At 68.9% G+C, this 26,372-nt stretch carries 29 protein-coding genes and 2 pseudogenes; 24 read left to right on the plus strand and 7 right to left on the minus strand.

Annotation, left to right across the window (positions count from 1 at the left end; genetic code table 11):
* The 6 genes from BN13_RS08905 to BN13_RS08930 all read left to right on the plus strand — a co-directional run.
* Positions 1-290: RrF2 family transcriptional regulator (locus tag BN13_RS08905; protein ID WP_048546161.1), on the plus strand; the 290-nt coding region annotated here is incomplete at its 5' end.
* 199 nt (positions 291-489) lie between these two features.
* The gene (locus BN13_RS08910; protein WP_048546164.1) at positions 490-1,548 is read left to right on the plus strand and encodes an ABC transporter substrate-binding protein; all 1,059 of its coding nucleotides are present in this window, start codon (positions 490-492) and stop codon (positions 1,546-1,548) included.
* 41 nt (positions 1,549-1,589) lie between these two features.
* Entirely contained in the window at positions 1,590-2,348 is a 759-nt protein-coding gene (locus BN13_RS08915; RefSeq protein WP_048549024.1) for an ABC transporter ATP-binding protein, read from the plus strand.
* Positions 2,338-3,198: an ABC transporter permease gene (locus BN13_RS08920; RefSeq protein ID WP_048546165.1), complete on the plus strand. Its 861-nt coding sequence runs from the start codon at positions 2,338-2,340 to the stop codon at positions 3,196-3,198. The genes BN13_RS08915 and BN13_RS08920 overlap by 11 nt, the downstream gene beginning before the upstream one ends.
* A 159-nt stretch (positions 3,199-3,357) precedes the next feature.
* Complete coding sequence (gene rpsP / locus BN13_RS08925; protein ID WP_048546167.1) at positions 3,358-3,903, plus strand: 30S ribosomal protein S16; 546 nt, start codon at positions 3,358-3,360, stop codon at positions 3,901-3,903.
* Positions 3,900-4,148, plus strand: coding sequence for an RNA-binding protein (locus BN13_RS08930; RefSeq protein ID WP_048546168.1), 249 nt, complete (start codon positions 3,900-3,902; stop codon positions 4,146-4,148). The genes rpsP and BN13_RS08930 overlap by 4 nt, the downstream gene beginning before the upstream one ends.
* A 107-nt stretch (positions 4,149-4,255) precedes the next feature.
* On the opposite strand, the gene BN13_RS08935 is transcribed toward BN13_RS08930, so the two are convergent.
* Both BN13_RS08935 and BN13_RS08940 read right to left on the minus strand, forming a co-directional pair.
* A complete protein-coding gene (locus tag BN13_RS08935; RefSeq protein WP_053079763.1) occupies positions 4,256-6,901 on the minus strand; it encodes a DUF4153 domain-containing protein in 2,646 nt (881 codons plus the stop codon).
* A complete protein-coding gene (locus tag BN13_RS08940; RefSeq protein ID WP_048546169.1) occupies positions 6,898-7,587 on the minus strand; it encodes a response regulator transcription factor in 690 nt (229 codons plus the stop codon). The genes BN13_RS08935 and BN13_RS08940 overlap by 4 nt, the downstream gene beginning before the upstream one ends.
* Positions 7,588-7,687: 100 nt before the next feature.
* Between BN13_RS08940 and rimM the strand changes: the two genes are divergently transcribed.
* Together rimM and trmD are read left to right on the plus strand one after the other, a co-directional pair.
* The gene (gene rimM / locus BN13_RS08945) at positions 7,688-8,215 is read left to right on the plus strand and encodes a ribosome maturation factor RimM (protein ID WP_407667852.1); all 528 of its coding nucleotides are present in this window, start codon (positions 7,688-7,690) and stop codon (positions 8,213-8,215) included.
* 1 nt (position 8,216) lies between these two features.
* Complete coding sequence (gene trmD, locus BN13_RS08950; RefSeq protein ID WP_048546173.1) at positions 8,217-9,425, plus strand: tRNA (guanosine(37)-N1)-methyltransferase TrmD; 1,209 nt, start codon at positions 8,217-8,219, stop codon at positions 9,423-9,425.
* A gap of 55 nt (positions 9,426-9,480) precedes the next feature.
* Here trmD and BN13_RS20925 read toward each other — a convergent pair.
* Positions 9,481-10,565 (minus strand): annotated as a pseudogene (locus tag BN13_RS20925) (ABC transporter permease).
* On the opposite strand from BN13_RS20925, the gene rplS reads away from it, so the two are divergent.
* From rplS to BN13_RS09010, 11 genes are all read left to right on the plus strand, one after another.
* The gene (rplS, locus tag BN13_RS08960; protein WP_048546175.1) at positions 10,471-10,827 is read left to right on the plus strand and encodes a 50S ribosomal protein L19; all 357 of its coding nucleotides are present in this window, start codon (positions 10,471-10,473) and stop codon (positions 10,825-10,827) included. The pseudogene BN13_RS20925 and the gene rplS sit on opposite strands and share 95 nt — an antisense overlap.
* Positions 10,828-10,895: 68 nt before the next feature.
* Complete coding sequence (lepB, locus tag BN13_RS08965; RefSeq protein WP_048546177.1) at positions 10,896-11,600, plus strand: signal peptidase I; 705 nt, start codon at positions 10,896-10,898, stop codon at positions 11,598-11,600.
* Between the two features lie 107 nt (positions 11,601-11,707).
* Positions 11,708-12,397, plus strand: a complete 690-nt coding sequence (lepB, locus tag BN13_RS08970) for a signal peptidase I (RefSeq protein ID WP_157038521.1) — start codon at positions 11,708-11,710, stop codon at positions 12,395-12,397.
* Positions 12,394-13,140: a ribonuclease HII gene (locus BN13_RS08975; protein ID WP_048546180.1), complete on the plus strand. Its 747-nt coding sequence runs from the start codon at positions 12,394-12,396 to the stop codon at positions 13,138-13,140. The genes lepB (BN13_RS08970) and BN13_RS08975 overlap by 4 nt, the downstream gene beginning before the upstream one ends.
* Positions 13,137-13,451 carry a DUF2469 domain-containing protein gene (locus BN13_RS08980; RefSeq protein WP_048546182.1) on the plus strand — a complete coding sequence of 105 codons (315 nt, stop codon included), beginning with the start codon at positions 13,137-13,139 and terminating at the stop codon, positions 13,449-13,451. Before BN13_RS08975 ends, BN13_RS08980 begins: the two co-directional genes overlap by 4 nt.
* Before the next feature lie 124 nt (positions 13,452-13,575).
* Positions 13,576-13,956 (plus strand): YraN family protein, encoded by a 381-nt coding sequence (locus BN13_RS08985; protein ID WP_048546184.1) that lies wholly within the window; start codon positions 13,576-13,578, stop codon positions 13,954-13,956.
* Positions 13,953-15,494, plus strand: a complete 1,542-nt coding sequence (locus tag BN13_RS08990) for a YifB family Mg chelatase-like AAA ATPase (RefSeq protein ID WP_048546186.1) — start codon at positions 13,953-13,955, stop codon at positions 15,492-15,494. Before BN13_RS08985 ends, BN13_RS08990 begins: the two co-directional genes overlap by 4 nt.
* Positions 15,491-16,711 carry a DNA-processing protein DprA gene (dprA, locus tag BN13_RS08995; RefSeq protein WP_053079765.1) on the plus strand — a complete coding sequence of 407 codons (1,221 nt, stop codon included), beginning with the start codon at positions 15,491-15,493 and terminating at the stop codon, positions 16,709-16,711. Before BN13_RS08990 ends, dprA begins: the two co-directional genes overlap by 4 nt.
* A gap of 94 nt (positions 16,712-16,805) precedes the next feature.
* Positions 16,806-17,738, plus strand: coding sequence for a tyrosine recombinase XerC (locus BN13_RS09000; RefSeq protein WP_235433998.1), 933 nt, complete (start codon positions 16,806-16,808; stop codon positions 17,736-17,738).
* Between the two features lie 46 nt (positions 17,739-17,784).
* Entirely contained in the window at positions 17,785-18,579 is a 795-nt protein-coding gene (locus BN13_RS09005; RefSeq protein ID WP_053079766.1) for a DUF3152 domain-containing protein, read from the plus strand.
* Between the two features lie 16 nt (positions 18,580-18,595).
* Positions 18,596-19,756 (plus strand): pyridoxal phosphate-dependent aminotransferase, encoded by a 1,161-nt coding sequence (locus BN13_RS09010; RefSeq protein ID WP_048546187.1) that lies wholly within the window; start codon positions 18,596-18,598, stop codon positions 19,754-19,756.
* A 54-nt stretch (positions 19,757-19,810) separates the two neighbouring features.
* Here BN13_RS09010 and BN13_RS09015 read toward each other — a convergent pair whose 3' ends face one another.
* Complete coding sequence (locus tag BN13_RS09015) at positions 19,811-20,383, minus strand: M23 family metallopeptidase (RefSeq protein WP_084733656.1); 573 nt, start codon at positions 20,381-20,383, stop codon at positions 19,811-19,813.
* 144 nt (positions 20,384-20,527) lie between these two features.
* Here BN13_RS09015 and BN13_RS09020 point away from each other — a divergent pair, with 144 nt between their 5' ends.
* From BN13_RS09020 to tsf, 3 genes are all read left to right on the plus strand, one after another.
* Entirely contained in the window at positions 20,528-21,322 is a 795-nt protein-coding gene (locus BN13_RS09020; RefSeq protein ID WP_048546189.1) for a deoxyribonuclease IV, read from the plus strand.
* A gap of 279 nt (positions 21,323-21,601) precedes the next feature.
* Positions 21,602-22,516 carry a 30S ribosomal protein S2 gene (gene rpsB / locus BN13_RS09025; protein WP_048546190.1) on the plus strand — a complete coding sequence of 305 codons (915 nt, stop codon included), beginning with the start codon at positions 21,602-21,604 and terminating at the stop codon, positions 22,514-22,516.
* A gap of 33 nt (positions 22,517-22,549) precedes the next feature.
* Positions 22,550-23,380: a translation elongation factor Ts gene (tsf, locus tag BN13_RS09030; protein WP_048546191.1), complete on the plus strand. Its 831-nt coding sequence runs from the start codon at positions 22,550-22,552 to the stop codon at positions 23,378-23,380.
* Between the two features lie 88 nt (positions 23,381-23,468).
* Here tsf and BN13_RS09035 read toward each other — a convergent pair whose 3' ends face one another.
* Together BN13_RS09035 and BN13_RS09040 are read right to left on the minus strand one after the other, a co-directional pair.
* Entirely contained in the window at positions 23,469-23,855 is a 387-nt protein-coding gene (locus tag BN13_RS09035; RefSeq protein ID WP_235433999.1) for an MGMT family protein, read from the minus strand.
* A 121-nt stretch (positions 23,856-23,976) separates the two neighbouring features.
* Entirely contained in the window at positions 23,977-24,432 is a 456-nt protein-coding gene (locus BN13_RS09040) for an Lrp/AsnC family transcriptional regulator (RefSeq protein ID WP_048546192.1), read from the minus strand.
* 121 nt (positions 24,433-24,553) lie between these two features.
* On the opposite strand from BN13_RS09040, the gene BN13_RS19260 reads away from it, so the two are divergent.
* Positions 24,554-24,907 (plus strand): hypothetical protein, encoded by a 354-nt coding sequence (locus BN13_RS19260; RefSeq protein WP_157038522.1) that lies wholly within the window; start codon positions 24,554-24,556, stop codon positions 24,905-24,907.
* Positions 24,862-25,383 (plus strand): hypothetical protein, encoded by a 522-nt coding sequence (locus BN13_RS09045; RefSeq protein ID WP_157038523.1) that lies wholly within the window; start codon positions 24,862-24,864, stop codon positions 25,381-25,383. Before BN13_RS19260 ends, BN13_RS09045 begins: the two co-directional genes overlap by 46 nt.
* Before the next feature lie 21 nt (positions 25,384-25,404).
* Here BN13_RS09045 and BN13_RS09050 read toward each other — a convergent pair.
* Positions 25,405-26,342: pseudogene (locus BN13_RS09050) on the minus strand (IS481 family transposase).
* Between the last annotated feature and the right edge of the window lie 30 nt (positions 26,343-26,372).

Here is a 26,372-nt window from a genome sequence, read left to right on the forward strand (position 1 = left end):
CGCGGCGGGGGAGTTCGGGCGGCTATCAACTGGGCGGCCGGGCCGGCGAGATCACCCTTGGCTCGGTTGTGCGGGCGGTCGACGGCCCGCTCGCGGAGGTGCGGGGGGCGCGGCCGCAAGATGCGGCATACGACGGGGACGCCCGGCACCTGCCGGTTGTCTGGGTCGCCCTGCGCGCGAGCATCCGCCAGGTGCTCGACGAGGTGACCCTGCTCGATGTGGTGACGGGCGAGTTGCCCGCGCACGTTCTCGGGCTGGCGGACCAGCCGGACGCGTGGCGTAACCGCTAGCGCTCGGCGCGCACCACGCGGGCGGCGCGTGGAAGACGTAGCGATGGCGATCGCCGGCCATCTCGACATGTGGAACTGTCCCTTTTAATCCTATAAATAAGATAGGAATAGTCTAGAATCGACCTCGGGGTGTAGAGCCCCCACGGTCGGCCCCGCGCGCTTCCGGCCGCGGTCATCGACGACGACACGAAGGTTTGTTATGTCTCTCTCGCGGCGCTCATCTGCCTCTCTGCTTGTTCTTGCCAGCCTTGGGCTGGCTGCGTGCTCCGGATCATCCGACGCGACATCCGCCGGCTCCAGCGCCGGCTCCGGTGCCTCCGCGGCCGCGGAGGTGCGGCTCGGCTACTTCCCGAACGTGACGCACGCCGTGCCGATCGTCGCGGACAAGGAGGGCCTCTTCGCGAAGCACCTCGGCGGCTCCACGCTGAAAATCTCGACCTTCAACGCTGGTCCGGCTGCCATGGAAGCGCTGAAGTCGGGCGCCATCGACGCGACCTATGTGGGTCCCGGGCCGGCGACGAATGCCTTCATCAACTCCCAAGGTGAGGCGATTCGGATCGTGTCGGGTGCGGCGACGGGTGGCGCGGCCTTGGTGGTGGATCCGTCCATCACCTCCGTCGCGCAACTCAAGGGCAAGAAGATCGCCACGCCCCAACTGGGCAACACCCAGGACGTCGCCTTGCGCTTCTACCTCAAGGAGCAGGGCCTGACCACGGACCTGCAAGGCGGCGGCGACGTCAATATCACGCCCCAGGAGAACTCGCAGATCCTTGACTCGTTCTCGCAGAAGCTCATCGCGGGAGCCTGGGTTCCCGAGCCCTATGCCACGCGCTTGGTCCAGGCTGGTGGCAAGGTCCTCGTCGATGAGCACTCGCTCTGGCCGGGCGGGAAGTTCCCCGTGACCGTGCTGGCGGTTCGTCCCGACTTCTTGACGAAGCACCCGGACTCGGTCAAGGCGCTGCTCGAGGGGCAACTCGACGCCGAGGCCTTCATCGCCTCGAATGCGACCAAGGCACAGAGCGACGTCGGCGCGGTCATCAAGGCCGTCTCCGGTAAGGCACTGGACGCGACCGTGATCTCGGCGGCCTGGAAGAACCTCGAGTTCACCAACGATCCGGTGCCCTCGGCCCTCGCCGCCGGCGCGGAGCACGCGTATGCCGTGGGGATCCTCAAGACCAAGCCCAACCTCGACGGGCTGGTCGACCTGACGATCCTGAACCAGGTCCTCACCGCTGCCGGGAAGGAGACGGTGCGGTGACAGCCGCTCTCGAGCATCAGGTGCACGAGGAGGAGCCCCACCTGTCCGAGGCGGCAGGTGGGGGTCCGCAGGATGCGGTCGTTCTCGACGGTGTCACGAAGCGCTACGCCACCGGCACTCTGGCCCTGGACGGAATCGACCTGCGCGTGGCGCGAGGGGAGTTCGTCTGCTTCGTCGGGGCCTCGGGCTGTGGCAAGTCCACCCTGCTCAACATCATCTCCAATCTCGACCAGGCCACCTCAGGATCGGTATCGGTGGTCGGGCATCCGGCGCTGATGTTCCAAGAGCACGCGCTGATGCCGTGGTTGTCCGCTCTCGACAATGTGGCGCTACCCATGCGCTTGGCCGGAGTGCCCAAGGGCAAGCGGCTCGAGCGGGCGCAAGCGCTGCTCGCGAGCGTCCATCTCGGCGATATCGCGGACAAACGGCCGCACGAGCTATCGGGCGGGATGCGCCAGCGCGTGGCGCTCGCGCGCACCTTGGCGACGGAAGCGCCGGTGTTGCTTATGGACGAGCCCTTCGGGGCATTGGACGCCATGACCCGGGATCTGTTGCACGACGAGCTGGAGTCCGTATGGCGTGCCCGTGGCCTGACCGTGCTCTTCGTCACCCACAACGTTCGTGAGGCAGTCCGGCTCGCTGATCGGGTGATCCTGCTCTCGAGCCGTCCCGGCCGCGTGGTCCAGGAATACCGCATTGATGTGCCCCGGCCCCGGCGTCTTGAGGACCCGGCCGTTGGCCAGGCGACGGCGCAGATCACGGCTGCCCTGCGTAAGGAAGTTGCACGACATGGCGATTGACACCTCCCTCGCGGCCGAATTGCGCGGCCTTGATGCCCTCGACACCCCGCTCGAGCGCCCCGCGGTCGCGGGGCGGCTGTGGTCGCAGCTGTGGCCGAAACTGGCGGCGATCGCGATCTTCGTCGGGATGTGGCAGATCGTGGTCTGGATGGGGTTGAAGCCTCGCTACGTCCTCCCTGGTCCGGCAACGGCCTTTGGCGAGTTCGCTCATCAACTGACCCAGAGCAGTTTCTGGCATGCCACGGGGGTGACCGTGACACGCGGCATCATCGGCTTCCTCATCGCGTCGGTTATCGGGCTAGCCCTCGGTGTGGCGGTCGCCCGATTCGGCGTTCTCCGGGCCGCAATCGGCTCGCTCATCACCGGCTTGCAGACCATGCCGTCGATCGCGTGGTTCCCCTTGGCGATTCTGCTATTTCAGTTGTCGGAAGCCGCCATTTTGTTCGTCATCCTCATCGGCGCAGTGCCCTCGATCGCCAACGGTGTCATCAGCGGTGTCGACTATGTCCCGACCACCCTGGTGCGCGCGGGGCGCAATATCGGGGCCCGTGGCCTGGCGCTTTATCGCCATGTCATTCTCCCCGCGGCCCTGCCGAGCATCGTCTCGGGCCTCAAACAGGGATGGGCCTTCGCTTGGCGTTCCTTGCTCGCGGGTGAACTCATCGTCGCCATCGCCAACCGTCCCAGCCTTGGCGCCTTCCTGGCCAATAGCCGCGAGCTGGGGGAGCCGAGTTACATGCTCGCGCTGATGATCGCCATCCTGCTGATCGGCGTCATCGTCGATTCCGCCTTCTCGGCGGCCGATGTGCGGATGCGGCGTCGTCGCGGGGTCGGCGGCCTCACCTCCTAGCCTCGGTCGTCGGCTGGCCCGCCGAGTCGTGCGAGAATAAAGGTTCGTACACCTTCCGTCGCGGGTTGATCCGGGCGGATACCTACCCCGAGTTCCGGTTCCCCGGGCACATCTGTGCGCGGTCTCGCCGGGCTCACATCAGAAAGTGAGACCACTAACGTGGCCGTCAAGATTCGTTTGAAGCGGATGGGCAAGATCCGCGCTCCGTTCTACCGCGTCGTCGTCATGGACTCGCGCACCAAGCGCGATGGCCGGGCCATCGAGGAGATCGGCAAGTACCACCCCACCGAGGAGCCGTCGCTCATCGACATCAACTCTGAGCGGGCGCAGTACTGGCTGGCTCAGGGCGCGCAGCCGACGGAGGCTGTCGAGAACCTGTTCAAGGTCACGGGTGACTGGCAGAAGTTCAAGGGCGAGCCCGGCGCCGAGGGCACCCTGAAGGTTGCCGCGGCCAAGCCGTCCAAGAAGGAGCTCTACGAGGCGGCCGTTGCGGCTGCCGGCAAGAGCGTCGACGCCGGCCCCTCCGCGACGACCCCGCGCAAGAGCGCCAAGAAGGCCGAGGAGGCCCCCGCGGCCGCCGAGGCCCCGGTTGCAGCCGACACCGACGCCGGTGAGGCTGCGGCCGCCAGTGTCGACGCGGACGCCGACGCCACCACGCCGGCTGCTGCCGAGGCGGATGCCGACGCGACCGCGAGCGAGGCGTGAGCGTCCTCGAAGAGGCCCTCGAGCACCTGGTGACCGGCATTGTCGATCACAAGGACGAGGTGACGGTCCGCTCACGCGACCGGCGCCACGGAAGCCTGCTTGAGGTCCGGGTCCACCCGGAGGACCTTGGCCGGGTCATCGGCCGATCCGGGCGGACGGCGAGCGCCCTGCGGACGGTCATGACCGCCCTCGCGGGTGGGCAGACCGTGCGGATCGACATCGTCGACACCGACCGCCTTCGCTGAGCCTCGACACGCACACTAAGAGCGGTGGGCCAGACACCCTAGGGTGCCTGGCCCGCCGCTCTTTTCTTTTGTGTCCGCCCGCTCGGGTCAACCCCGAGTTGACGGCCTCATCCGCGGGAGATCGAGGCGGGGGAGGGGCAGGCCGCCACGAGGTCCGACTGTGACCACGCCGCCTTGGCCAGGGTATGCCGCGCGCGGCTCCGGCCGAGATTCCACTCCAGCGCATCGTCCGCCGGCGCCCGGCTGATCGAACTGGCGCCGATCACGCACCGAGCCCGCGAATCGGGCAGCCGGGCGATGAGGGTCGGAACCGCGTCGGCCGACAGCCCGGCCAGATAATCCGCGTCAAACTTCCCGCTCGTCGCGGCGAGGTCGAGGTTGCGATTGGCGACCCACGCGTCGGGGTTCATCAGCCCTAGTGCCAGCACCAGGCCGGCGCCGGTGAGGGCCGCGGCCCGCGGAATCCACCTGCCGTGCAGGCGGATTCCGGCCGCCATCACCATCAGGACCACCGCGGCCACCCAGATCTCGAAGGTGTCCACCACCAGTCGCGGCGCGGTAAATCCGTAGGCCTCCTGATAGAGATTCATCCGCCACAGTGCACTCCCCGCGACCAGCAGCGTCAGCAGGCAGAGAGTGCCAAGGATGAGCCGCAGTCGCAGCCGGTCCCCGCTGTCGCCGCGCGGTGCCCGCCGGGAGGCGAAGCCGACGACCCCGAGCGTCAACGCGGTCGCCACGACGAGTTGCCCGAAGCCTTGGTGGACGTACTCCGCATACGTCAAACCCGTGGCCCGCTCGACATATCCGTGCCCGCCGAACCACGCCGACGCCTGGGCGGCGATGAAGGCGACATAGGTCGCGATGACGATGCCCGTCGGTGCCGTCCATTCCCACGTATGCCGCGCCGGTCGCCCGGGCGGCAACGTCAAGGCCGCGTCCGCGATCGGGTTGGTCGCGATGTAGACCCCGGCCAGGACAATGCCGGCGACCGCGGCGAAGACGAAGGCTCGCGCGACCGCCGAATCGATCGACAGATTCGGCATCAGCAGGCTGATCCAGTGCGCCATCACCGCGTCGGCGGAGGCGAACAGGGCGCCGTAGACCAATAGCAACACAGCGCTGAGCGCGATCGTCCGGGCGAGGGCCCAGTTGACCCGGCGGCCGTGCGTCGGGGTCAGCATCCGTCCCAACCACGGGAGCCCACGCAGCCCGGCCAACGGCCAGGACACCGCCGAGCCGATGAGCGCGGTCAACGATCGCGCCGGAGTCAGCCCCACGACCGCGACCACGGCGCCGGCGAGCAGGCTGAGTGGAATCAGCCACGGGGCCGCCCGAAGTGTCGGGATGAGGGCGAGACCGACGCCGAGCACGGCGCATACGACGGTCTTGGGGGTGCGTCGCTGCGGCGCCGCGATGAGTGTCGCCGCCCCGGCCAACAGCACGAGCGTGGTTGCCAGGCCGCCGGTCCGGTTCGGCAGGATGACGGCCGCGAGCAAGCCGACGCCGAGCGCAGCCAGGAGCAGCCGGGGCCGACCGGGCGTGTCCCGATCCGGCCAGAGGCGACCGAAGATGCCGTCGATGACGGGCGGGCTGGCATCGCGCGGCGGGCGCGTCGTCGGGGTCGTGGCCGGGATGGCCGGTGATGGCGTGAGAATCGGTTTGGCGGGCACGGATGCTCCTTGCTTGGCGATGATCTCGTTCCCCTGCAACGAGATTGGGGCTTGTGGGAGTGTCTGAAGTCGGGTTCTGGTCGGCGGTGTGACGGGCAGATCGAGGCGGAGCCGGGCCCCCCCGCGGCCCGGCTCCGGGTCGATGGCCTCGACGCGGCCCCCGTGGATCTCGGCTACCCAGCGCGTGATGGCCAGCCCGATGCCGGTCCCGCCCTCGGAGGCAGTGCCGAAGCGGGCGAAGATCCGGTCGCGGTCCTGGGGGGCGATTCCCGGTCCGTCGTCGGCGACGTCCAGGACCCAACGGGGCTGCGTCGCCTCGTCCTCGCGACGAGCCCGGACGCGCACCGCTCCGCCCGCTCCCGTATGCCGCATGGCGTTGTCGATCAGGTTCGTCACCGCCTGCTGGAGTCGCGTGGGCTCGCCCCGGACGGTCAGGTCGGCGGGGGTGACCTGGACCTCAACGGGCACGCCGCGCCCGGTTAGGGCCAGGTCGGCGACGGCCTGGTCGATGAGCGTGCGGACCACCACGTCATCGGTGCCAAGGGGGGTGATCCCGGCGTCCAGGCGAGAGAGGGCTAGCAGGTCAGTGACGAGATCGCTGAGCCGTTCCGACTGCGCGAGAACGGAAGCCAAGCCGGCCTGGTCGGCCGGTGTGACCCCGTCGACCATGTTCTCCAGCACCGCCCGCAGGGCCGCGGCCGGCGTGCGCAATTCGTGGGAGACATTGGCGACGAGGTCGCGGCGGTGCCGGTCGACATCGGCGAGGTCGGCGGCCATCTCGTTGAACGCCCGGGCCAGGACTGCAACCTCGTCGGCGCCGGTCGCGGACACGCGCACCCGGTAGTCCCCACGCGCCATCCCGCCAGCGGCGATCGTCATTTCCCGCAGGGGCGCGGTCATTCCGGTCGCGAGCACTTGCGTGACGATGAGTGCCACGGCGACCGACACCGGAATGACCAGCCACGGCTCAACCCCGTGACTAGCGCCGATCGTGGCGACGACGGCGGTCACCAGCACGCTCAGCCCGACCAGAGCACCGAGCTTGATCTTCAAGGATGCGAGCCGGCTCAGCGGGGAGGTCATCGGCTGCCGTCCTCAAGGGCGTAACCGACCCCATGCACCGTGCGAATCCACGCCGGCCCGACCTTGGCGCGCAGCGCCTTGACGTGGCTGTCGACGGTGCGGGTGCCGGACGCGTCGGCCCAGCCCCAGACCTCTTCGAGGAGTCGCTCGCGCGTGGCGACCGTGCCGGGCGCGGCGGCCAGGGAGGCGAGCAAGTCGAACTCGGTGGGCGTCAGGTGAATCTCGTTGCCGCCCAGGTGAACTCGTCGGGCGGCGGGGTCCACGGTCAGGATGCCGAGGCGCAGCGGCACGGCGGTCTGCACCTGCGCAAGCTCCCGAGCGCGCTCGACCCGGCGCAGCAGCGCATGGATGCGGGCAACGAGTTCACGCATCCGGAAGGGTTTGGTGAGGTAGTCGTCGGCCCCGACCCCGAGCCCGACGAGGATGTCGGATTCGTCGTCGCGGGCGGTGAGCATCAGGACGGGGACGGGCGTGCGGGCCTGGATGCGGCGGCATACCTCGATCCCGTCGAAGCCCGGCAGCATCACATCGAGGATGACCACATCCGGCGTCTCGGACTCGACCGCCGCGACCGCCTCCGGTCCGGAGAAGGCCTGCCGCACGGCATACCCCTCGGCGCGCAGACGGTCGCTGACCGCCTGGTTGATCAAGGGCTCGTCCTCCACGACGAGCAGGCGCTTGCTCATGACACCAGGCTAGGAGGGCCGCGGTGGAGCCTTCGGGAGGGAAATGTGAGGATCCTGTGCAGCTTTGGCCGCGCCCGCCGACTTTGGGAGGATGACCCACGTGAGTGTCCTCATCGCCCGAATCGGCAAGCCCCACAGCCTGCACGGTGAGGTCACCGTCCAACTGCACACCGACGACCCGGTCGGCCGGTTCGTGCCAGGCGCCGAGTTCACGACGGAGGCCGTGGCCGGCAGCGGCGTCCCGCGCGTGCTAACCCTGCGTAGCGCTCGTCGTCACAAGGAGATTTGGCTGCTCGGCTTCGAGGAGATCCCCGATCGCACCGGGGCCGAGTCCCTGCGCGGCACCCGCCTCCTGGCCCAGGAGAGTGACGAGGCCAGCGATGACGACGGTTGGTATGAGGAGGAGCTCGCCGGGCTCAGCGTCGTCGATCCCGCCGGGGTCGTTCTCGGGGAGGTGGTCGGTCTCGATGTCGGCGCCGCGCAGGATCGGCTGCGGATCCGACTGACCGATGGGGTGGAGGCGCTGGTGCCGTTCGTCGAGGCGCTCGTCCCCGAGGTCGACATCGCCGGCGGACGGGTCGTCGTCGACGCCCCACCGGGGCTGCTCGATCTCGCGCGGGAGTCGTGACGTGCGCGTCGATGTCGTCACAATTTTCCCTGACTACCTTGCGCCGCTTGAGCTTTCGCTAATCGGGAAGGCGCGACGCGACGGCCTGCTCGACGTCCGCGTCCACGACCTGCGGGACTTCGCCCGCGATCGGCATCGCACCGTCGATGACACCCCGTATGGCGGTGGCGCCGGCATGGTGATGAAGCCCGGACCGTGGGCGGAGGCGCTGCGGCGCTTGGGCGGCACCGTCGGCGGCGAGGGGCCCTCCCGGCCGCGTCTGTTGGTTCCGGCCCCGTCGGGCCGGCCGTTCACGCAGGCGTTCGCCCGGGAGCTCGCGACCGAGCCGTGGCTCGCCTTCGCCTGCGGCCGTTATGAGGGGATCGACGAGCGTGTCTATGCGTATGCCGCGGACTCGCTCGGCTGGGACGTGACCCCGGTGTCGCTGGGTGACTACGTTCTCAACGGCGGCGAGGTGGCCGTTCTCGCCATGGTCGAGGCCATCGCCCGCCTGATCCCGGGCGTCGTTGGCAACGAAGAGTCGCTGGTCGAGGAGTCCCACGAGGGCGGGTTGCTGGAATATCCCGTCTATACCAAGCCCGCGCGGTGGGCGACCGAGGACTCGGTGTATGCCGTGCCCCCCGTCCTGCTCTCCGGCAACCACGCCGCGATCGCTGCGTGGCGCCAGGAGCAGCGGCTCGCTCGCACCGCGGCGCGGCGCCCGGATCTCTTGCATGCCTCGCAGGCGGTGTCGGCCGGTGATCTGGTGGTGGCTGCCGCGACGCCGGCCGACGCGCCGGAACTGCTTGTGCTGCAACGCGCCTGCTTCGTGCGGGAGATAGAAGCCCATGGCAACGACCGCTTCCCAGCGCTGACGGAAGAGCTGCCCGATGTGGTGGCGGGGTTGGGCAAGTGGCGCACCCTCACGGCTCGGGCCGGGGGCCGGTTGGTGGGCGCGGCGCGGGGTCGTCTGAGCGACGCGACCACTTGGGAAGTGAGCCGCGTCATGGTCGCCCCCGACCTCGTCGGTCGCGGACTCGGTCGGCGACTGCTGGCCGAGGTGGAGGCGATCGCGCCGGGGGAGGCCACGGCATACCGGCTCCTGGTGGCGGCACGCGCGGCGCGGACCCGACGGCTCTATAAGAAGGCCGGCTACCGCGAGTTGCCGGGCGCGGCCGAGGTCGAGGGGACCGTCGCGATGGGGAAGAGGCGGGCCGCGCCGGCAGGTTAGGTCAGACGGTTGGGCACTCTGGAGTGTCGAAACGTCTGACCTACCCCCGAGTAGGTCACGGCCGAAGGCTCGCTGCCAAGTCCCTCGGCAGCAGTCGTGACCGGCGGATCAAGGCCTCCGCGACCACGGCCGTGACAGTCTGAGCCGCCATGATCCCCATCAATACGAGCACTTGTGCCGCGGCAGCCTGGGCCGGGGAACCTCCGCCGAGGAGCACCCCGATGAAGGCCCGGGCAGTGTCACCACGCCCGCAGTCCGGACCTGATCCAGGCCGGGGATGAGCGCCTCCGGCACGTGGCGGTGCACGATCCGGCCGATCGCCTGGGTGCGTTCGAATCCCAGGGCCAGCCACGCGTCATACATCTCTCGCTCCTCGCTTAGGGCGGCAAACGCTCGCCGGCAGACCAACGTGTGTCCGTTCATCGTGTTGCCCTTGAGGATTCCGAAGACGGGAATCAAGGCGATACCCCGGGGCGGGATCGTGCGCGTGAGCAAGATGATCGCGGCTACCGGGACCAACCCGGCGAGCATCGCGACGGTCGCCCACAACCATGCCGACGGGGCCCCGACGCGGCGCACGGTGGTGACCACCGCCACCGTGAACATGAGCGCCAATACCAGCAGGGAAAGCGCCAGATTGTCGATGACCGCCGTGATGACCAAGGCTGCCAGCGAGAGTTGCCCCAAGGCCCGCGCGGCCGCCACGACGGTGCCGAGTATGCCGGGGAGGCGGCCGACCGCGTAGGCGCCGACGGTCAGCGCGACGAGCAAGGCGATGGCGCTCGCCACCGGCCAGCCCGGGGTCACGGTCACCGCCAAACCGTAGCCCGGCGCCGGCGGGGGCAGTTGCGAGGGCGGGTCGCCCCCGTCGATTTCACCGCAACCCCGGTGCTCTGGCACCATTGGACGGTTGCTTCCAGCCACGAATAGCCCCTGCCACAGGGGGAGCGAGGAAACTCGCGCGGCCGGCTGCGCGGCATACGACCGAGAACACCACCCGATTTCATGGGCGACCTGTGGCGCCGGTGAGAAAGAGCAGCACGTCATGCAGCGTTTTGATGCGATCGACCAGGCCTCCCTCAAGAGCGACATCCCGGCCTTCCGCGCCGGTGACAACGTCAAGGTGCACGTCAAGGTCATCGAAGGCACCCGCTCCCGTATCCAGGTCTTCCAGGGCGTCGTGATCCGTCGCCACGGTGGCGGCATCGGCGAGACCTTCACCGTCCGCAAGATTTCCTTCGGTGTCGGTGTCGAGCGGACCTTCCCGCTGCACACCCCGATCATCGACAAGATCGAGGTCGTGACTCGTGGTGACGTCCGCCGCGCCAAGCTCTACTACCTGCGCGAGCTGCGCGGCAAGGCCGCCCGCATCCGCGAGCGCCGCGACAACGTCAGCAACTGACGCAGTTCCTCGACGCCCGGCCCCGGCAGCGGTCCGCTGTCAGGGTCGGGCGTTAGGCTGCTAGCCCTATGACTTCCGTGCCCTCCGCGTCGGCCGCCGACGCCTCGTCGGAGCGTCGACGGTCCCGTCGGCCGGCGCGCAAGCCCTGGCCCGCCTGGGTCCATCTCATCCTGGCGCTCGTGCTGGTGGCGGTGTTGCGCAACTTCATTGCGCAGTCTTTTTACGTGCCGTCCGGCTCGATGATTCCAACCCTGCAGGTGGGCGATCGGATGATCGTGCCCAAGTTCGGGCAGACCATCGAGCACGGCGACATCGTCGTCTTCGACGGCACTGAGACATTCGGCGGCAATCCAGCCCCGCGCTTCGACTCCGCCATCGGCAAGGTCGTCTCTGGGGTGGGCAAGGTTTTCGGTGTCGACGTCAATGAGCGTGACTATGTCAAGCGGGTCATCGGTATGGGCGGCGATCATGTCGTCTGCTGCGACGCCAACGAGGCGATCACGGTCAATGGCAAGGCGCTGAACGAGCGCTACCTCGCGCCGGGCATGAAGCCCAGCATGATGCCGTTCGACGTGGTCGTCCCGGAAGGTCACCTGTGGCTGATGGGTGACAACCGCTCTAATTCCGCGGATTCGCGCGCCCATCTCGGTGATCCCGGGGGAGGGATGGTGCCGGTGTCCGATGTGATCGGCGAGCCGGTGCTGCGTTACTGGCCGCTCAGCCGCTTCGACCGGATCACCTCGACTACCTCGGTGCCGGCGGCCGACGGATGACGGCGGACGAAGAGACGGATTCGACGGTCCCGCCGCCGGCGCCCCCGCCGCGGGTGTCCGAGCCCGCGGAGCCCCCCGAGGGCGAGCCCACCTCCACATCCCGACGTATGGCGAGCCATGCCTTCGCCGCGGTCCGCGAGTTCGTGACGGTCGCGGCCATCGCCATCGTGCTGTCGTTCCTGGTCAAGACCTTCCTGGTGCAGCCGTTCTACATCCCCTCGGAGTCGATGGAGAACACCCTCGTCAAGGGGGACCGGGTCATCGTCAGCAAGCTGACGCCGGCGCCCTTCGACCTGGCGCGCGGTGACGTGATCGTGTTCGTCGACCCGGGTGATTGGCTGGGGGAGACGCCAACAGCCAAACGCAGCGGGGTGATCGGGGCAGTCCGGTCGGCGCTGACCTTCGTGGGGCTCTTGCCCAACGACTCGCAAGGCCACCTGATCAAGCGCCTTATCGGCTTGCCCGGCGATCACATCGTGTGCTGCGACGCGCAGAACCACCTCACCGTCAATGGGGTCTCGCTCGACGAGCCCTATGTGAAGGCCGGCGAGGACCCAAGTGACTTGATCTTCGACATCACCGTGCCCGCCGGCAAGGTGTGGGTGATGGGCGACAACCGCGGGCACTCCAGTGACTCGCGATTGCACGACCCGGCCGGTGACGGCAAGGAGGGGTCGATCGACGAGTCCCTGATCGTTGGCCGCGCCGTCCTGACCATCTGGCCCTTTGATCGCGTGACGTGGCTATCGGACTATCCCGCCACGTTCGGCGGTGTCCCGGACCCGTCCAAGGGATGACATCCGCGGCCACCGCCCGGCCGCGGGCCCGCAAGCCCTCGCTTCGCGTCGAGCGCACTCTCCAACGCCAGGGCTATCCCGTGCTGGCCGGCATGGACGAGGTCGGTCGCGGGGCGCTCGCGGGCCCGGTGAGTGTCGGGGTGGTCCTAATCGACGAGTCGTCGCGCACCGCGCCCGTGGGGGTGAAGGACTCAAAACTGCTCGCCCCGGCCGCGCGGGAGCAGCTGGTACCGCGGATCCAGCGCTGGTCGCGCGCGCACGCCGTGGGTCATGCGTGGCCCAACGAGATCGATGCCATCGGGATCATCGCCGCGTTGCGGCTCGCCGGGCGCCGGGCGCTGGGGCAGCTTCACGTCACCCCCGACCTAGTGATTCTCGACGGCAATCACGACTGGCTGACCGACCCGATGGAGGTCGGCCTGCTGGCGCTGACCCGAGAGCGCAGCACCCCGCCGGTCACCACCATGATCAAGGCGGACCTGAAGTGCTCCTCGGTCGCCGCGGCGAGTGTCTTGGCCAAGGTGACCCGAGATCGGGTGATGGTCGTGACGGCGCCCAGCCACGCGGCATACGGCTGGGAGCACAACAAGGGGTATGCCGCGCCGGAGCACCTCGCCGCCCTCGGCGAGCACGGACCCTGCGCCTTCCATCGGCGCTCGTGGCACCTGCCCGGCTTGGGTGATAGCAATGGAGACGACAGCGCGACATTCGCGCCGGACGACGAAGGAATCGACGCACCATGAGCACCGAAGATCTCGAGAAGTACGAAACCGAGATGGAGTTGGCCCTCTATCGCGAGTACCGCGATGTGGTGGGGCTGTTCTCGCACGTCGTCGAGACCGAGCGGCGCTTCTATCTGGCCAATGGCGTCGACGTGCAGGTCAAGGGACAAGGCGGCGAGGTCTACTTCGAGGTCACGATGACCGACGCCTGGGTTTGGGACATCTATCGGCCGGCTCGGTTCGCGAAGTCGGTGCGCGTCGTGACCTTCAAGGACGTCAACGTCGAGGAGTTGGCGAAGGCCGATCTTGAGGTGCCCAAAGGGCCTTTCTAGGTTTGTCCACAGGCTTTCAGGAGCCAGCTTTGATCGCCGTCCACAGGCCTTCGTTGTCGCATTAGCGCGGAGGTGAGGTGGCGGACCACCCTGGATCTCATCGGATCGGATGGGGGTGGGTCGTATGCAGGGAGTGGCGCCCTGGGGGGCAACGCGGCAGTCGGTGGGGGCGTTCGGCGAGGATCTCGCCGCGCGCTATCTGGTCGCCCAAGGATGGGAGATCCTCGAACGCAACTTCCGCTGTCCCGAGGGGGAGATCGACCTCGTCGCCGTCGATGACGGCGTGATTGTTGTGTGCGAGGTCAAGACGCGGCGAGGTCTCGGGGCTGGCGACCCGGTGGAGGCGGTCACGCCGCCGAAACATTTGCGCTTGCGGCGGCTCGCGCGGATCTGGCTGGAGAAGCACCCCGAGCGGACGGGTGCGCGGGTGCGCATCGACGTCATCGGCGTGATTCTTTGGCCGGAAGGCGGGGAGTTCCATCACATCCGCGAGGTGACCCTGTGATCCTCGGGGCGACAAGTTCAGTGGCGCTGACCGGGTTGGACGGCCGCAGCGTGCAGGTTGAGGCGCAGTTGTCGAGCGCGTTGCCAAGTTTGATTGTCAGCGGCCTGCCGGATGCGGCCTGCCGCCAGGCACCGGAGCGGGTCCGGGCGGCGTGCGCGTCGGCGGGGTCGCCGCTGCCGGCCAAGAAGATCGTCGTCAACTTGTCGCCGGCGAGCGTGCCGAAGAGTGGGACCGGCTTTGATCTCGGCATTGCGGTGGCGATCCTCGCGGCTGGGTCCGTTGTCGGACAAGAGCATTGCGCCGATGTGGTGCACCTCGGCGAACTCGGGCTCGACGGGTCGGTGCGCGGGGTGCCCGGGATCTTGCCGGCGATTCGGTATGCCGCGTCTGCCGGCTTCGCGCACGCCATCGTGCCGCTGACGAATGGGGCCGAGGCCGGCATCGTCGAGGGCATCCGCATCCACCCCGTCCGGCACTTGGACGACGTCATCGGGGCGTATCGGGACTTCGGCCCGCCTCAGCGGTGGCCGGCTCCGCTGTCGGTGCTTCCGCCCCCGGTGATCACCCGATCCGTCGGTGACCTCGCCGACATCGCCGGCCAGCACGAGGCGCGCTTGGCCGTGGAGTTGGCCGCGTCCGGCGGCCACCACTTGTTGTTGTCCGGTCCGCCCGGTGCGGGCAAGACCATGCTCGCGGAGCGGGTGGTCGGGATCTTGCCGCGGCTGACTCCCGATGCGGCCATCGAGGTGTTGTCGATCCGGTCGTTGCGCGGAGACACCCAGGACGACGGCAGCCTCGACCTGACCCCACCGTTCATCGCGCCCCATCACGGCAGCAGTCTGGCGGCCATGGTGGGCGGCGGCAGTCCGGTGATCCGACCCGGTGCGGTGTCGGCGGCGCATTGTGGCGTGCTCTTTCTGGACGAAGCCCCCGAGTTCCGATCCGACGTGCTGCAGTCCCTGCGTCAGCCGCTGGAGAGCGGTGAAGTCGTCATCGCGCGGGCGCGGGAGCGGGTCACCTTCCCCGCGAGGTTCCAACTGATCCTGGCGGCCAACCCCTGCCCATGCGGATTCGGCAGCGGCAAGGCGCTGCGCTGCTCGTGCACGCCGCAGCGACGTCGTCTGTATGCCGCGCGCCTGCGCGGCCCGTTGCTCGACCGGGTCGATCTGCAGGTGCACGTGTCGGCGGTGACCCAGGCCCGCGCGATCGGCACGCACGGGGAGGCAAGTCGCGTGGTGGCGGATCGCGTGGCGTCCGCCCGAGGTGCGGCGGTCGCGCGGTGGGGCGGGCATGGGTGGGCGCGCAATGCCGACGTGCCCGGACCGGTGCTGCGGATCGGGGAGTTCGCGTTGCCCAAGGCCGTGACTGCCGCGCTTGATTTGGCTCTGGAGACGGGCCGGTTGACGTTGCGTGGCTACGACCGGACGTTGCGGCTGGCCTGGACGCACGCCGACCTGGCTGGCCGCGGGCGTCCAACCGCCGAGGACGTCGGGGTGGCCTTGATGTTGCGGACCAACGACCGCGAGGCCGTGGCATGACCCCGGCGCACGTCGGCCCGAATGTCGAGGTGGAGCGGGAGGTCATCACGCAGCAGGAGGTCGCGGCGGAGGGGGTCGTGGCAGAGCGGGGGGTCGCGGCAGAGCGGGGGGTCGTGGCGGAACGTGACGCGCGGATCTTGCTGGCTCGGCTGGCGGAGCCCGGCGACGAGATCGTTCAGCGCGAGCTTTCCGTCGTCGGTTATGAGGGCCTGGCCCAGGACGTCCTGGGTCCGCAACGGTCGGCGGCGGCGAAGCGGCTCGGGCCCCGGCTGGAGCGCCTGCGCGGAGACGGTGGCTTGCCCAACGACGACGCCATCGCCGCCCGACTTGATGCCCGCATCATCACCCCCGCGGACTCGGAGTGGCCGGCCGGGCTTGCCGATCTGGAGCATCCGCCGCATTGCCTGTGGGTTCGCGGTCCCGTCCGACTCGATGTTGTCTGCCGACGATCGGTGGCCATCGTCGGGGCGCGGGCGGCCACGGCATACGGGGTGGATCGCGCGAGCGAGATCGCGTCGGGGTTGGCGAGTCGCGGCTTCGCGGTGATCAGCGGCGCGGCCTTCGGGATTGACGGGGCCGCGCACCGCGGGGCCTTGGCCGTGCAGGGCATCACGGTTGCCGTGCTTGCCTGCGGCATCGACCGCCCGTATCCCCAGGCGCACAGCGCCCTCATTCAGGAGATCGGCCGAGCCGGCGCCGTGGTCACCGAACTGCCCCCGGGGGCCGCGCCTTATCGCGGACGATTTCTGCTGCGCAATCGGCTGCTCGCGGCCATGTCGGGCGGCGTTGTGGTCATTGAGGCGGCGATGCGGTCGGGGTCGCTGCAGACAGCCGGACGCGCCGCGGCCATTGGCCGGCCGGTCGGGGCACTGCCTGGGCCGGTCACCTCGATGGCTTCCGGCGGGTGCCACCAAGCGATCCGCGATCAACTGGCTGTCCTGGTGACCGACGCCGCTGAGGTGGCGGACCTCGTCGGGGACTATGGGCGCGACGTCGCGGAGCCCGCGCGGGGCCCGGAGGTGGTCGGCGATCGGCTCCCGCCAGAGCAACGTGCGTTGTGGGAAGTCCTCCCGGTCCGCCACCCGGCGACCGCGGCTGAGCTCGCCGAGCGAGCGGTGCTCGCCCATACAACGGCCTTGGCGGCGCTCGCCTCCCTGGAGCTGCTCGGTCTGGCTGAACGCACCGGTGACCTGTGGCATCGTCCCCGGGCCAGCTAAAGGTTGAGGTGCTTGGTGGCGTGGGGATGGCTGGTCGCGGCGTGGCGGTGGCGCGCGCGGCCTCCGACCGTGGCGCGTGTGCGATGGTGGCCAGGTGGGCGGAACTCTGGGCGGTGACGAGGAGGCGTTGCGGGCCTTCGAGCAGCACCTTCGGATTGAACGCGGACGCTCCGAGCACACCACCCGCGCCTACCTGTCCGACTTGCGCGCCCTGCGGGCCTACCTGACGAAGGACCCGCCCGGCGATGGCTCCTCACCCTTGCTGGCCGCGGACTTGGGCGATCTGCGGGGCTGGTTGGGGAGCCTGGCCGCTGCGAAGGCGTCGCGCGCGACGATCAACCGCCGGGCCGCGAGTGTCCGCACGTTCTATGCGTGGGCGACCCGGGGAGGGAGGCTCGCGGCGAATCCGGCGCTGCGGCTGGTGACGGCCGGGAAGGCCCGCGCCCTGCCGACGATTCTGTCCGCCGAGCAGGCGCGCGCCACGCTGGAGGCGGCCGCCGTGAGCGCCGACGATGGGGATCCGGTGGCACTGCGAGACCGGGCGATGTGTGAACTGTTGTACGCGAGCGGCATACGCGTGGGGGAGTTGGTCGCGCTCGATGTCGATGACGTCGACCTGACCGCCCGGCTCGCGCGCGTGCACGGTAAAGGCAACAAGGAGCGCACCGTTCCGTTCGGGGAGCCCGCCGGTCACGCGATCGCCGAGTGGTTGGCCGGGGGGAGGCCGGCACTCGCCATACCGACATCGGGTCCGGCGCTGTTCCTGGGCGCGCGGGGCGGACGCATCGACCAGCGTCGCGTCCGCGATGTGGTCCACGCCGCGCTCGCGCGGCTGCCCGGGCAACCCGACCTTGCGCCCCACGGCCTGCGACACACCGCCGCGACGCACATCCTTGATGGCGGCGCAGATCTGCGTATGGTGCAAGAACTGCTGGGCCACCGCAGCCTGGCAACCACCCAGCTCTATACGCATGTGTCCATCGAGCGGCTGAAGGAGTCGTATGCCCGGGCCCACCCACGCGCCTGAGCGTCGGCCCCGCCCCCGCGAGCGCCGCCCGATCGAGCCGCCAGCCATGAGCCCCGAACGCCGGCGCCGCCTGCAACGAACTCTCATCGTCGGTGCGGTGCTCTTCGGCCTCTTGCTGTGGGTCATCGTGAAGGCGTTCGGCGACGGCTCGACATCTGCTCACGCTGGCGAGGCCGCCTCGCCGACGCCCGCACAAAAGACTAGCGCACCGGCCAACTCCGCGCCGTCGACCCCCTCATCCGCGTCGCCGAGCGCGTCGTCGACAAGCACGGCCACTCCATCCGCCGACCCCACCACAGTCCCGAAGTCGGGCGACGGCAAACTGACGGCTGTCGCGATCCCCGGTTCCGACACCGAGCGCACGGGTCGCACCGTGACGTTCAACGTCGAGGTCGAGGGGGGTCTCGGGATTGATCCGGCGCGGTTCGCGACCAAGGTGCGGCAGGTGCTCAGTGATCAACGGGGTTGGGAACCCCTGGACAAGATTCACTTTGTGGCGATCTCGCCGGAGAAGCGGGCTGCCGGTGCCCAGGTCGACATTCGGATCACGCTGGCGAGCCCCAATCTGACCGACCAGTTGTGTGCCCCGCTGCGCACCGGTGGCGAAGTCTCGTGCAACCACGACGGCCGGGCCGTCATCAACGCGATGCGCTGGGCCGCGGGCGTGAGCTATTACGACGATCTGGACGCCTACCGCGACTACGTGATCAATCACGAAGTAGGACATGGCCTCTGGCATCAACATGCGACGTGCCCCGGCGCCGGCCAGAAGGCACCGATCATGCAACAGCAGACACTGGGTCTGCAGGGATGCACCGCCTGGCCGTGGCCGTCGACATGACGCTCCGGCGAGTCTCGTGACCGGCCGGCCCCCGGGGCACCCGGCACTCGCCGCCTTTGGCACGACGATCTTCGCGGAGATGTCTGCCTTGGCTATCGAGACTGGCGCCATCAATTTGGGCCAGGGGTTTCCCGACAGTGACGGTCCATCCGTGGTGCTTGCGGCGGCTGTCGCGGCGATCGAGGGTGGGCGTAACCAGTACCCGCCGGGCCCCGGGACGCCGGAACTCTTGGCGGCCATCGCCGACCACCAGCGCCGCTTCTATGGCATCGATCTCGATCCGGCTTCGGAGATCCTGGTCACGGTCGGAGCCACCGAGGCGATCGCCGCGGCCGTGCTGGCGCTGTGTCAGCCGGGTGACGAGGTCGTCACCTTTGAGCCCTACTACGACTCGTATGCCGCGACGATCGCCCTCGCTGGGGCGACGCGCCGCACGAGCGTGCTGCGCTTCCCGGACTTCGCACTCGACGAAGCCAGCCTGCGGGCGGCGTTCAGCGAACGGACGCGACTCGTGCTGCTAAACACCCCGCACAACCCCACGGGCAAAGTCTTCTCCCGGACGGAGCTGGATCTGATCGCGCAGTTGGCGCGGGAGCACGATGCGTGGGTTCTCGCCGATGAGGTCTACGAGCACCTCACCTTCGGCGTCCCGCACATCCCGATCGCGACGCTGCCCGGTATGGCCGAGCGCACCCTGACGATCTCCTCCGGCGGCAAGACCTTCTCGACGACCGGCTGGAAGGTCGGCTGGATCAGCGGACCCGCACCGGCCATCGCCGCGGTGCGCGGCGTCAAGCAGTTCCTGACCTTCGTCGGCTCCGGGCCGTTCCAGCCGGCGATCGCCACCGGCCTCGGCCTGCCGGCGACGGTGTTCGCGGAGTTCGCGGGCGACTTGGCGCGCAAGCGCGACTTGCTGATCGATGGTCTGCAGGACGCGGGGCTGGCCGTGGCCGTCCCCGACGGGACGTACTTCGTCATCGCCGATGCGGCGTCGGTGGGAGCCACGGACGGGCTGGCGTTCTGTCGCGAGTTGCCGCGGCGGGCCGGGGTGGTCGCCATACCGGTCTCGGTTTTCCACGACGATGAGACCGCGGGACGCACCCTGATCCGCTTCGCCTTCTGCAAACAGGACGCAGTCCTGCGCGACGCCGTCGCCCGGTTACGCGCCCTGACCTGATCCGTTGGTGCGTATGCGCCAGTCACCTCGCTGCTTAGGTCGCGGCGAGAGCCGTCACCGAGGCAAAAGGACGATCTCGACTGATGTCAGCAGAAACAGCGGGTCGAAGTAGTCCCACGTGCCGGATGACTGCCGCCGCAGCGCCCCAAGGTGCAGACAGGCCGCCGGAGCACAATGCGAACCGGGCGAGTCCAGGGTGCCGATAGCTTGCCCGCGCCGCACCGACTGGCCGTAGGTCACCGTCGCCGACACGGGTTCATAGGTGCTCTTGATGTCGCCGGAATGCAGGACGCTGACGGTTCCACGACCGGCGATGACCCCGACGTGGCTGATGACGCCGTCATCCACTGCCAGGACCGAGGCACCAACGCCGGCAAGCCCCGGAGACAGATCGATGCCGCGGTGCCCGGGATTCCAGGGCTTGGGCGGGGGATCAAAGGGACGCACGACCCGAGGCTCGGGCTGCAGCGGCCACGACCAGACGGGTCTGCTGCGGGCAGCATCGCTCGCTGCGGGTCGTGCGTCCGCCACCGCAGCCGGGAGGGGATGGGCCACGGCGGCTCCCGGTAGCACACCGGTGACGGTGACCGCCAGGACAAAACCGGCGAGGGCGCGGGATGCGTTCATACGCCCACTGTGGTGGCGGACGCCGCGCCGACGCCAACCATGCCGACCGACCCTGTGGACGGCGGCGATTCCTGACTGGACGGGGCCTGTGGATAGCCGCGCTGAGGGACGAGCGCCAGGGCGGGGCGGGGGATACTCGACGGCATGAGCATCGCCATCGGAGCGCACGTGCCGCAGGAGGACCCGATCGCCGAGGCCCGCGCCCGGGGGACCTCGGTGGTTCAGTTCTTCCTCGGCGAGCCGCAGAGCTACAAGGGCCCGGTCATTGCGTATGCCGCGGGCGCGGCCGCGCTGCGTGCCGACGCCATCGCGGCGGGTGTCGACCTCTATGTGCATGCGCCCTACATCGTCAACGTCGCCACGACCAACAATCGCATCCGCATCCCGTCGCGCAAGTTGCTGCAGCAGCACATGAACGCCGCCGCCGAGATCGGAGCGAAGGGGCTGATCGTGCACGGCGGCCACGTCGACAAGGGCGTCGACCCCGCCATCGGCTTCGACAACTGGCGCAAGGCCATCGAGGCCACCGACCTCAAGATCCCGCTACTCCTCGAAAACACCGCCGGCGGCGACAACGCCATGGCGCGACACCTGGATCGCATCGCGGGCGTGTGGGACGCCATCTCCGGCGCCACCGGCGCCGACATCGTCGGGTTCTGCCTCGACACGTGTCATGCCTGGGCCGGCGGCATCGAGTTGGACACGGCGGTCGAGAAGATCCGGGGCATCACCGGCCGGATCGACTTAGTCCACGCCAACGACAGCCGCGACGGCTTCGACTCGGGTGCGGATCGGCATACCAACTTCGGTGCGGGCCACATCGACCAGGCGGGTTTCGTCGACCTCGTCCGGGCGGCGGGAGCACCCGTCATCTGCGAGACCCCTGGTGGCGCGCAGGAGCATCTCGCCGACTTCTCCTGGCTGCTCGAGCGCCTCTGAATCCGCCCGTGTCACCGCGCGTGCCCGGACCCGCGCCGCGCGATTTCGCTCGGGCCAGGGTCCCCGCGTAGACTCCGCATACGACCGGTTTCGGCTGGTCGAATTCGCGTGCCTTCTCACCGAGTGACCGATTCGTCGCAAACCCGGGGCGCACCACCTCAGTCCTCGTCCGCGAGGCGGGGTGCGTATGCAGGCACCAGGCAGGTCGCGCTCGTCCCCCGTTCGGGGGGTGGTCGGGGCCGACTAACTGACACAACGACATACAAGGAGGACTTCGGCATGGCCGTCGTCACCATTCGCCAGCTCCTGGAGAGCGGCGTCCACTTCGGGCACCAGACCCGTCGCTGGAACCCCAAGATGAAGCGCTTCATCATGACCGAGCGCAATGGCATCTACATCATCGACCTGCAGCAGTCGATCACCTACATCAACTCGGCCTACGAGTTCGTGCGGGAGACCGTCGCCCACGGCGGCACGATCCTGTTCGTCGGCACCAAGAAGCAGGCCCAGGAGCCGGTTGCCGAGCAGGCAACCCGCGTCGGGATGCCCTATGTCAACCACCGCTGGCTCGGTGGCATGCTCACCAACTTCCAGACGATCTCCAAGCGCCTCGCGCGCCTGAAGGAGCTCGAGGAGATCAACTTCGAGCAGGTGGCCGGCTCCGGCTACACCAAGAAGGAACTCCTCATCCTGCAGCGCGAGAAGGACAAGCTGGAGAAGACCCTCGGCGGCATCCGCGATATGGCCAAGGTGCCCTCGGCCATCTGGGTCGTCGACACCAAGAAGGAGCACCTCGCGGTCGACGAGGCCAAGAAGCTCGGCCTGCCGGTCATCGCGATCCTCGACACCAACTGCGACCCGGACGAGGTCGACTACAAGATCCCGGGCAATGACGACGCCATCCGCTCCGTCACCCTGCTCACCCGTGTCATCGCCGACGCCGTCGCCGACGGTCTGATCCAGCGCAGCCACGCCCGCGCCAACGCTGGTGCCACCGACGCCGGTGTCGCCGCGGACGAGCCGCTGGCCGAGTGGGAGCGCGAGCTCCTGGGCGCCGACGCGGTCGAGGCCGCCGAGGCCCCCGCCGCCGACGAGGCTCCGCAGGCTGAGGAGGCGTCCGTCGAGGAGCCCGCCGCCGAGGAGGCCGTCGTCGAGGCTGCCGCCGACGCGACCGAGGCGACCGAGCAGGCCTGAGCGCCGCACCATACGAAAGAAGGAACGCAACCAATGGCGAACTACACCACCGCCGACATCAAGGCCCTTCGGGAGGCCACCGGCGCCGGCATGATGGACGTCAAGAAGGCTCTCGATGAGGCCGACGGCGACAGCGTGAAGGCCACTGAGATCCTGCGCGTCAAGGGCCTCAAGGGCGTCACCAAGCGCGAGGGCCGCACCACCTCCAACGGCCTGGTGGCCGCCAAGGCGGAGAACGGCGTCGGCACCCTCGTCGAGGTCCTCTGCGAGACGGACTTCGTCGCGAAGGCACCGAAGTTCATCGAGCTGGCCGACCAGGTCCTGGCCCAGGCCGTCGCCACCGGCGCGGCCGACGCGGACGCGCTGCTCGACAGCACCATGCCCGACGGCCAGACCGTCAAGGCGCTGCTCGACTCGGCCAACGCGACCATCGGCGAGAAGATCGAGGTCAAGCGCGTTGCCCGCCTCGAGGCGCCCAGTGTCACGTCCTACCTGCACAAGACCAGCCCCGACCTGCCCGCGCAGATCGGCGTCCTGGTGGCCACTGAGGGTGGCGACGACAGCGTGGCGCGCGACGTCGCGATGCACATCGCCGCGTTCAGCCCGACCGTGCTGACCCGTGACGAGGTCGACGAGGCCGTCGTCGAGAACGAGCGTCGCGTCGCCGAGGCGACCGCTCGCGAGGAGGGCAAGCCGGAGGCGGCCCTGCCCAAGATCGTCGAAGGTCGCGTCAACGGCTTCTTCAAGGAGAACGTCCTGCTGGAGCAGGCCTTCGCCAAGGACCCGAAGAAGACCGTCGCCAAGGTTCTTGAGGAGGCGGGCGCCTCCGCTAAGAACTTCGTGCGTTACCGCGTCGGCAACTGACGACCCCTTTTCGTATGCCGCGCACCCGCCCGGGTGCGCGGCATACGTGCGTTTGGGGGAGCCAATCCGCCTCGCCCGGGTGGGCAGCTCACGTGAGCCCGGCGACAGCCCGCTCATAGTCAGTGGCCAGCTGGGCCAGGTCGGCGCGATAGTCCGCGATACGGCAGCCGAGGCCGTTGGGCTTGAGGAGGATTCCTTCGCGCGCCCAGCGCTCCCGGACCTCCTCGCGCAGGTGCGCGGGCAGGTCCCCCGAGGCGTTGGTGACGCGCCACCACGTCACATTCGAGCCGTAGTGGCTCATCGCCCAGCCCACCTGCCGCGGCCCGATACCGACGAGGCCGGCGATATCGCCATACGACACCACGCGTCCGGGCGGGACCGCCTCGACGGCGCGCAGGATGCGCTCGAGCGCGAGATCGTCCACGGGCTTCAGTGTGCCGGGGTCGACGGCGTCATGCTCGCGCGGATCAGCCATCCCCCGCTCGCGACCAGGACCAGCCCGGCCACCAACCAGGGCCAGGGACTGGCGATCACGAGCGGACGACGAGACGTCACAGCCCCAGTGTGCTCCGCGGTTGCCACGTCCGGGAGCGCCGTCAGCGAACGACCTGAAGCAGTTTGGCCTTGTCGACCGGCACCTCGCGCAGGATGAGCCGCGAGTTGAGACTGGCCACCCCGTAGTCGTGCTTGAGCCGGTCCACCAGTCCCTCGAACTCGGCGGGGTCCTGGCAGACGATGTGCAGTTGGTAGTCGTATTCGCCGGTCAGCCGCAGCGCGCCGATGACTTGCGGGATGTGGGTCAGCGACTCGGCGAACGCGACCCGTTCGACCCCTTCGCGCAGCTTGATATCGGACAGGACGCCCAGCTTCTTTCCCAGGGCCCGCTCGTCGATCACCGCGCTGAAGCCGGCGATGACGCCCTCGCGCTGGAGCCGCCGCACGCGGTCGGCGACGGTGTTGGCCGAGAGCCGGACGAGGGCACCGAGTTCCTGGAAGGTTGCCCGCCCGTTGTGGGAGAGGGCGGTAGCCAATTGCACGTCGATGCGGTCCACCTGCGCTAGTTTAGACAATCTCGGTCATTGTGAGCTGGGGCCGAGAAATCAACGGCAGTTTGGGCGGTATGGCCGCAAAGTCCGAGCCACCTTCGGTGGCCTTTTGCCTAGCGTCAAGGGCATGTCATTGCTGTTCGTCAAGCTCATCCTCGCCCCTCTGATCGTCCTCATCGCCACCCTCCTCGGGCGCCGACTCGGCCCTCGCGCGGCGGGAGTCTTCGTCGGCCTACCGGGAACTGCGGCGCCGTTCCTCCTCACGATGTACCTCATGCACGGCCCGGTGGCCGCGACCACCACCGCAGCGGGCGGCAGCGCCGGGCAACTGATCTGCGCCACCTATTGCATCGTCATCGCGCGCACCGTCCGGCGCCTCACCCGGTGCTCGCCTGCCTCACGGCGCTCGGCGTCGCCATCGGCGTTGGTCTCGCCGTGCTTCTCCTCAACAATGCGTATGCCGCGGCCCTCCTCGTCTTGATCGCCTGCCTCGGCGGCCTGGTCACCTGGCCCCGCGACGACACCCCCCGCACGCCGGCCATCGATCCGTGGTGGGCGATCCCGACCCGGATGGGCCTCGTCACGATCATGGTGTGCGGCATCGCCACACTGGAGCCGTTCTTGGGGACGGGCCTGGCGGGGACCTTCGCCTCGCTCCCGATGATCCTGGTCGTGATGGGCCTCACCGAGCACCGGGCTCGTGGCCCGCTCGGGGCCGTGGACCTCGCCGGGGGGACGCTGGCGTCTATCGCCGGTACGGCGGCCTTTCTGCTCGCGGTCGTCGTCCTCACCCCGTTGGCCGGGCTTTGGGTCGCCCTGGCCGCCGGTCTCCTCGTGATTCCGGTCGTCAACCGCGCCGCCACCGCCCTCGCGGCGGCGCTCGGCCAGCGGATCGGGAGGCCCGTGGCGACGCCTGGGCGGGCGGAGCGGCATACGTCCGAGTTGGTGGCGGCCTGAGCCGACCTAGCCCCAGCCGACCTAGCTGTACTGACCGAAGACGTTGGTCAATCGTGAGAAGGGCGGTCGGTTGCCACAGGCGGTGTGGGGCCTGTGCTGGTTGTAGTGGTGGAGCCAGCCGGTGAGAGCGTCGCGGCGTTCCTGTTCGCTGGTGTAGCACCGTGCATACGCCCACCCATCGGCCATGGTCCGGTGGAAGCGCTCCACCTTGCCGTTGGTCTGCGGCCGGTAGGGCCGTGTTCGCTTTGGAACGATCGAGAGCGCTTCGCACGTGTCTCGCCAGAGGTTGGACCGATAGGCACCACCGTTGTCGGACAAGACCCGCTCGATAGCAACCCCGCGGTTGGAGAACCACTCGACTGCTCGATGCAGGACCCCGACGGCAGTGGCAGCGGTCTCGTCGTCCTGGACTTCGGTGTAGGCGACGCGGGAGTGATCGTCGATGACCGTGTGCACGAACGCGTACCCGAGCTTGGGGTTGCGCCACTTGTTCTTCGGCTTGTCAGGGGTGGCGACGCGATTCCTCTCTCCTTGGCGTCGGCCGACGTAGCGCCAGCCACCGCCGTCGGGGATGTTCCCGAGCTTCTTTACGTCGACGTGCACGAGAGAACCAGGATGGTCGTGTTCGTACCGGCGGATCGCCTCGCCGGTGGCACGGTCGACGTAGGAGAGCCGATTCATGCGGGCTCCCTTGAGGATCCGGTGGACCGTGGACGGGGCGATGCCGAGCCGGGGCGCGAGTTGGACGGGCCCTTCCCTCAGGCGCATTCGTAGGCTCACGCACCGCTTCGTTATCTTCGTGCTCGTCTTATTGGGTGAAGACTTCGGCCGCGACCACCGACACCTGGAAACGGCTCGCCAGCAACGTAGCTGATCGGCCAACCGCTCCACGATGGGCCACGACACCGAGAAACGCGCAGACGATGGCGTGGGGTCAGTGCGGCATTGCGATGGCTCAAGGTGTCTCCTGAAATAGATCGGTGGCCGGC

This window comes from Nostocoides jenkinsii Ben 74, assembly GCF_001046875.1.
Lineage (GTDB): Bacteria > Actinomycetota > Actinomycetes > Actinomycetales > Dermatophilaceae > Nostocoides_A > Nostocoides_A jenkinsii.

Excerpts from the sequence above, each read along its gene's own strand:
- BN13_RS09035 (WP_235433999.1), bottom strand. The coding sequence starts at position 23,855 with ATGGCTGATCCGCGCGAGCATGACGCCGTCGACCCCGGCACACTGAAG.
- BN13_RS08980 (WP_048546182.1), top strand. The coding sequence starts at position 13,137 with ATGAGCACCGAAGATCTCGAGAAGTACGAAACCGAGATGGAGTTGGCC.
- BN13_RS09005 (WP_053079766.1), top strand. The coding sequence starts at position 17,785 with ATGAGCCCCGAACGCCGGCGCCGCCTGCAACGAACTCTCATCGTCGGT.
- BN13_RS09015 (WP_084733656.1), bottom strand. The coding sequence starts at position 20,383 with ATGAACGCATCCCGCGCCCTCGCCGGTTTTGTCCTGGCGGTCACCGTC.
- BN13_RS08985 (WP_048546184.1), top strand. The coding sequence starts at position 13,576 with ATGCAGGGAGTGGCGCCCTGGGGGGCAACGCGGCAGTCGGTGGGGGCG.
- BN13_RS08920 (WP_048546165.1), top strand. The coding sequence starts at position 2,338 with ATGGCGATTGACACCTCCCTCGCGGCCGAATTGCGCGGCCTTGATGCC.
- BN13_RS08910 (WP_048546164.1), top strand. The coding sequence starts at position 490 with ATGTCTCTCTCGCGGCGCTCATCTGCCTCTCTGCTTGTTCTTGCCAGC.
- BN13_RS08935 (WP_053079763.1), bottom strand. The coding sequence starts at position 6,901 with ATGACCTCCCCGCTGAGCCGGCTCGCATCCTTGAAGATCAAGCTCGGT.
- lepB (WP_157038521.1), top strand. The coding sequence starts at position 11,708 with ATGGCGAGCCATGCCTTCGCCGCGGTCCGCGAGTTCGTGACGGTCGCG.
- BN13_RS09020 (WP_048546189.1), top strand. The coding sequence starts at position 20,528 with ATGAGCATCGCCATCGGAGCGCACGTGCCGCAGGAGGACCCGATCGCC.
- BN13_RS08940 (WP_048546169.1), bottom strand. The coding sequence starts at position 7,587 with ATGAGCAAGCGCCTGCTCGTCGTGGAGGACGAGCCCTTGATCAACCAG.
- dprA (WP_053079765.1), top strand. The coding sequence starts at position 15,491 with ATGACCCCGGCGCACGTCGGCCCGAATGTCGAGGTGGAGCGGGAGGTC.
- lepB (WP_048546177.1), top strand. The coding sequence starts at position 10,896 with ATGACTTCCGTGCCCTCCGCGTCGGCCGCCGACGCCTCGTCGGAGCGT.
- BN13_RS08975 (WP_048546180.1), top strand. The coding sequence starts at position 12,394 with ATGACATCCGCGGCCACCGCCCGGCCGCGGGCCCGCAAGCCCTCGCTT.
- BN13_RS19260 (WP_157038522.1), top strand. The coding sequence starts at position 24,554 with ATGTCATTGCTGTTCGTCAAGCTCATCCTCGCCCCTCTGATCGTCCTC.
- rpsB (WP_048546190.1), top strand. The coding sequence starts at position 21,602 with ATGGCCGTCGTCACCATTCGCCAGCTCCTGGAGAGCGGCGTCCACTTC.
- tsf (WP_048546191.1), top strand. The coding sequence starts at position 22,550 with ATGGCGAACTACACCACCGCCGACATCAAGGCCCTTCGGGAGGCCACC.
- rplS (WP_048546175.1), top strand. The coding sequence starts at position 10,471 with ATGCAGCGTTTTGATGCGATCGACCAGGCCTCCCTCAAGAGCGACATC.